Below are 5,297 nucleotides of genomic sequence, written 5' to 3'. Positions count from 1 at the left end.
GGCACGTGGCTGGCGCCGAATTCCGCGGCCACGTGGTCCTGCCGCAGCCGCTCGCCGGGCGGCAGCGCGCCGGCGACGATGCGCGCCGCCAGTGCGCGGCTGATGCGGCCGGCCAAGGTGTTGTCTTCGCCTGCGGTTGTGGTTGCAACTCTGATGGTCGTCATCTGATAATCTATTATAGATAATTCAACAGGAGCTTCCATGACGACTTCACGCCGCCGCCCCGTGCGCCTGCAACACATCGCCGGCATCGGCGTCGACCGCATGGGATCGATCGCCGATGCATCCGGCGAAGACTACCTGCGCCTGGAGAACCTGGACGTGGACATTCCGCCGGACGCCGCCGCCGTCGAGCGCACCCGCATTGCCGCCAGCACCGACGCCGACAACAGCTACCTGCCCTTCGTCGGCCAGGCCGCGCTGCGCGACACGGCGGCGCGGCACGTGAGCCAGCTTTCCGGCGTGCCTTACAGCGGCGAGCGCAACTGCGTCATCAGCGCGGGCGGCCTCTCGGGCATCCTCAACGTGCTGCTGGCCACCATCGAGGTCGGCGACGAGGTGATCGTCACCGACCCCACCTATGCGGGCCTCCTCAACCGCATTCGCCTGGCCGGCGGCATTCCGCGCTTCGTGCCGTTCACCTTCCAGCCCGGCGCGCCGTGGAAACTGGACCGCGATGCGCTGCGCGCCGCTGTGACGCCGAGAACGCGCGCCATGCTGCTGATGTCGCCCTCGATGCCTTCGGGCGGCATGCTGGACGCGGGCGACTGGTCGCTCGCCGCCGAGCTGTGCGTGCGGCACGATCTGCTGCTGATCCTGGACAGCGCGATGGAGCGGCTGGTGTTCGACGGCGCACCCGTCATCCATCCGGCCGGCCTGCCGGGGATGGCTGAACGCACCATCACCATCGGCGCCGCCTCGAAAGAGCTGCGCATGATCGGCTGGCGCGTCGGCTGGATCGTCGCGCCCGAAGCCTTCATGCCGGACATCGTCGCCGTGTCGCTGGCCAACGTGGTGGTGCCGGTCGGCATCGCGCAGGACGCCGCCGCCATTGCGCTGCGCAGCTCGTACGCAACCCTGCCCGCCTACGTGGCCGAGCTGCAGGCGCGGCGCGACCTGCTGGTGCGCGAGCTGGACGGCCTTCCCATCGGCCTGCCGGCGGGCGGCTGGTCGATGCTGCTGCGCGTGTCCGACTTCGGCATCGACGGCGCCGCCATGTCCGAGCGGCTGCTGGCCGAAAGGATCTGCGCGACGCCGATGGGCGGCTGGGGCCAGACGCATGGTGCGCAGTACATCCGCTTCGTCTTCGCCAACGAGCCGGTGGCGCGGCTGCAAGGCATGGGAGGCCGTGTCCGACGCGCGCTGGGCCAGGCCTCGGCGACAATCCGGGCGCTTTGACGACCGATCTGTTTGGGGAGATTCCGGACGGCGACCCGCCGGAGAAGAAGAAGCGCGCCACGCCGCCGGCGCGCCCGCGCGATGCCGCCCGCGTGGAGCCCAGCCCGGCCGATCCGCAGTCCGAGGACCTGGCCGCCCGGCTGCCGGGCCGGCTGCACATGGGCACCTCGTCCTGGAATTTCCCCGGCTGGAAGGGCCTGGTCTGGGAGAAGGACTATGCGGACAGCACGCTGTCTCGCCACGGGCTGGCCGCCTATGCCAAGCATCCGATGCTGCGCTCGGTCAGCCTGGATCGGTCCTTCTACCGGCCGCTCACGGCCAGCCAGTACGCGACCTATGCCGCGCAGGTGCCGGACCACTTCCGCTTCATCGTGAAGGCCCCCAGCCTGGTGGCCGATGCGCTGGTGCGTGACGAGGACGGCCGCGGCATGCAGGCCAACCCGGCGTTCCTGAGCCCGGAGCTGGCGGCCAGCGAATTCGTGCAGCCGGCATTGGAGGGGCTGGGGCCGAAGATCGGCGCGCTGGTGTTCCAGATCAGTCCGCTGCCGCCGTCCTGGCTGGCCGACATTCCGGAACTGCTGCGGCGGCTGGCGGCCATGCTGGCAGCGCTGCCGCCGGTCAAACCGCTGGCGCCCGACGGCGTGATCGCCGTCGAAGTGCGCAACCCGGAGCTGCTGACGCCCGCCTTCGCCGCCGTGCTGAAAGCCGCCGGCGCCACCTACTGCCTGGGACTGCACGCCAAAATGCCGCCGATCGAGGAGCAGCTGCCGCTGCTGCGCGCGCTGTGGCCGGCGCCGCTGGTGTGCCGCTGGAACCTGCACCGCAAGCACGGTGCCTACGGCTATGAAGAGGCCAAGAAACTGTACGAGCCGTACGACCGCCTCGTCGACCCCGATCCCGAGACCCGCGAAACCCTGGCGAAAGTGATCGCGGCGACCACCGCCGCCGGCTTGCCGGCCTACGTCACCTGCAACAACAAGGCCGAAGGCTCGGCGCCGCTCACCGTGCTGGAGCTCGGGCGGGCGGTACTAGTCCGTCAAACAAACGTTTTAAAGTGACTCATACGTGACAGTAATCCTCACTCTTGGTTACCAACTTGTCGTCTGACCTGTCGTTTCTTGTCAACTTGGTCACACAGTTGGGCTTGAGTTGACCTAGGATGTCTCCTTCTCTGTTGCATTCTTTTCCCATTCCGTTCCGACAGTTCCCATGCGCTGGCTGAAACCGAACCTTAGAAGCAGCATTTATGGCTTGCTGGGCCAGCACGCGCCCACGCCCTCGGAATCGATCCTGGAAAACAGCACCGAGGACATCAGGGAAGCCATGCTCGCCCTGCTGGGCGCCGACGGTCCCAAGCGCTTTCCGCCGATCACCCGCCGCATCCGCTACGCCAACGACATCCAGGGCCTGTGGTACCTGCGCGGCGACCTCATGGCGGCCCTGGCCACCCTGCATGGCGAAGCCGAAGCCCGCAAACGTGTGCAGGGCATCACCGAAATGTTCCAGGGCCTGTTGCCCGGCAGCCTGAACTCGCGCCCCAGCCCGCTCATGGGCTGACCGTCCGGCGGGTTGTCCGATCACCTCCTCAGTGGAGGTGCCCCCACACCAGGAACGCGTCGCGCCCCTCCACCGCCAGGTGCACCTTGGCACCCACCGGCAGCGCCACCTTGGTCGGCACGTGGCCGAACGGCAGGCCGGTGAACACCGGCGCCTTCACCTGCGTGCGCAGCCAGTCCACCACCGTCTGCAGGCGGTAGCCCTTGTCGTGCGGCACCGGCTTGTAGTTGGTGAAGTGGCCCAACACGATGGCCTTCTGCTTGCCGAGCACGCCGGCATAGAGCAGCTGCGTCAGCATGCGCTCGACCCGGTACGGGTGCTCGTGCACGTCTTCCAGGAACAAGATGCCGCCCTTCACCTGGGGCAGCCACGGCGTGCCGGCCAGCGCGCTGACGATGGCCAGGTTGCCGCCCCACAGCACGCCCTTGATGTTCACCGGCTTGGCCTGCGCCTCCGGTTTCGGCAGCTGCCAGCCCGTGCCTTCGCCGCGGCCGTCGACCAAATCTTCGAAGCAGGCCTGCATGATCTCGTCGGGCTCGCCTTCCACGCCGAAGTCCTCGCCCAGCGCCGGGCCGGACCAGGTGACCGCGCCGGTCTTGGCAAGCACAGCGTTCTGGAACGCGGTGAAGTCCGACAGGCCGACAAAGCGCATGCCGCCGTGGACGGCCTTGGCCACCGCCTTGTACTTGATGCCGGGCAGCAGGCGCGTGAGGCCGTAGCCGCCGCGCGTGATCAGCGCCACGTCGGCGCCGCTGGCAGCAGCCCGGTGGATCGCGGCCAGCCGCGTTGCGTCGTCGCCGGCGAAGCGCATGTGGATGGCGAAGACCGCCTCGTCGAGTTCGACCTCGTGGCCCAGCGCCTTCAGGCGCGCCGCGCCGCGCCGCACGACGGCCTTGTCGCGGATCGCGCTGGAGGGGGAAAAGATGTAGATGCGTTTTGTCACGCCGCGAAGTATCCCACCGCGGCGCGCGCGATTTCGTCGCCGTGCTCCTGCACGAAGTGCCCGCCCTGCTCCACCCGCATGGGCTCCGGACAGCCGCGGATGGACGCACGCAGCGCCTGCATCACCGGCAGGCCCAGCACCGGGTCCTGCACGCCCACCGCCATCATGGTGCGGCCGGTCCACGGGCCAGAGAAGAATTCGCGCGCCTGGCGCGACACGGCCGCGCCGTCGGCATCGGGGCCGTCCGGCACCATCGGCGGGAAGGCGCGCGTGGCGGCGCGGTAACCACGATCGGGAAACGGCGCGTTGTAGGCCGCGCATTCCTCGGGGCGCATCTGCGGGTTGCCGCGCGCGAACAGCCGCGCGATGTCGAAATCAGGCTTGCTCGCGCACATCTCGCGCCAGGCGGCGAAGCCCGGGCTGAGCGGCGTGTCGCCCGTGCCCAGCATGGTGTTCATCACCAGCATGCCGCGGTAGCGGTCGGGCGCAGCCACCGGCAGCGTGAGCCCGAGCAGCCCGCCCCAGTCCTGCACCACCAGCACGATGTTGCGCAGGTCCAGCCGCTCGACGAATTCCAGCAGCACCTGGCGGTGCCAGCTGAAGGTGTGGAACGCGTCCTTCTTGGGCTTGTCGCTCTTGCCGAAACCGATCAGGTCCGGCGCCACCACCCGGTGGCCGGCCTGCAGGAACACGGGGATCATCTTGCGGTACAGGTAGCTCCAGGCGGGGTTGCCGTGCAGGCACAGCCAGGTGAGCTCCCGATCATTCTGAGCCGCTCCCCGTTCGCCCTGAGCCTGTCGAAGGGCCTGCCCCTGCCCAGAACCTTCATCCAGGTAATGCATCCGCAGCCCCGCCAGCGACGGCAGGTCGGACAGGTAGTTCGGTGCCCAGGGGTAGTCCGGCAGGCCGGCGAAGCAGGCCTCCGGCGTGCGCAGCGCGTCGTCGCGCAAGGGTTGGGTGGCCATGCGTGCCTCCTGGCGCCGTGACAGGAAAAATTCGCTCAGCAGCGCGCCGCACTCCTGTGCCAGCACGCCACCGTGCAGTTCGGTGTGGTGGTTCAGGCGCGGCTGCGCGAACAGGTCCACCACCGAACCGGCCGCGCCGGTCTTGGGGTCGGCCGCGCCGAACACCACGCGCTTCAGGCGTGCGTGCAGCATGGCGCCGCTGCACATGGCGCAGGGCTCCAAGGTGACGAACAGCTCGCAGCCGTCCAGGCGGTAGTTGTTCAGCGCCGCGGCCGCCGCGCGCAGGGCCACGATCTCGGCGTGGGCGGTGGGATCGTGGCCGCGCACCGGGGCGTTGCGTCCGGTGGCGATCAGCCGGCCGTCGCGCACGACGACGGCGCCGACCGGCACCTCGCCGTCCCCGGCGGCCCGACGCGCCTCGGCCAGGGCCAGGC

At 69.3% G+C, this 5,297-nt stretch carries 5 protein-coding genes; 3 read left to right on the top strand and 2 right to left on the bottom strand.

What is annotated here, in order from left to right:
• Positions 1–201 precede the first annotated feature (201 nt).
• From H0U68_RS23970 to H0U68_RS23960, 3 genes are all read left to right on the top strand, one after another.
• Entirely contained in the window at positions 202–1,398 is a 1,197-nt protein-coding gene (locus tag H0U68_RS23970) for a pyridoxal phosphate-dependent aminotransferase (RefSeq protein ID WP_296359491.1), read from the top strand.
• Complete coding sequence (locus H0U68_RS23965; protein WP_296359489.1) at positions 1,395–2,456, top strand: DUF72 domain-containing protein; 1,062 nt, start codon at positions 1,395–1,397, stop codon at positions 2,454–2,456. Before H0U68_RS23970 ends, H0U68_RS23965 begins: the two co-directional genes overlap by 4 nt.
• 193 nt (positions 2,457–2,649) lie before the next feature.
• Positions 2,650–2,955, top strand: a complete 306-nt coding sequence (locus H0U68_RS23960) for a hypothetical protein (RefSeq protein ID WP_296359487.1) — start codon at positions 2,650–2,652, stop codon at positions 2,953–2,955.
• Between the two features lie 28 nt (positions 2,956–2,983).
• On the opposite strand, the gene H0U68_RS23955 is transcribed toward H0U68_RS23960, so the two are convergent.
• Positions 2,984–3,898, bottom strand: coding sequence for an LD-carboxypeptidase (locus H0U68_RS23955; RefSeq protein WP_296359485.1), 915 nt, complete (start codon positions 3,896–3,898; stop codon positions 2,984–2,986).
• Entirely contained in the window at positions 3,895–5,295 is a 1,401-nt protein-coding gene (gene tadA / locus H0U68_RS23950) for a tRNA adenosine(34) deaminase TadA (protein ID WP_296359483.1), read from the bottom strand. Before tadA ends, H0U68_RS23955 begins: the two co-directional genes overlap by 4 nt.
• Positions 5,296–5,297: the final 2 nt, after the last annotated feature.

This window comes from Ramlibacter sp. (genome assembly GCF_013697775.1).
GTDB lineage: Bacteria > Pseudomonadota > Gammaproteobacteria > Burkholderiales > Burkholderiaceae_C > Ramlibacter.
This window is presented reverse-complemented; position numbering and strand designations above follow the sequence as displayed.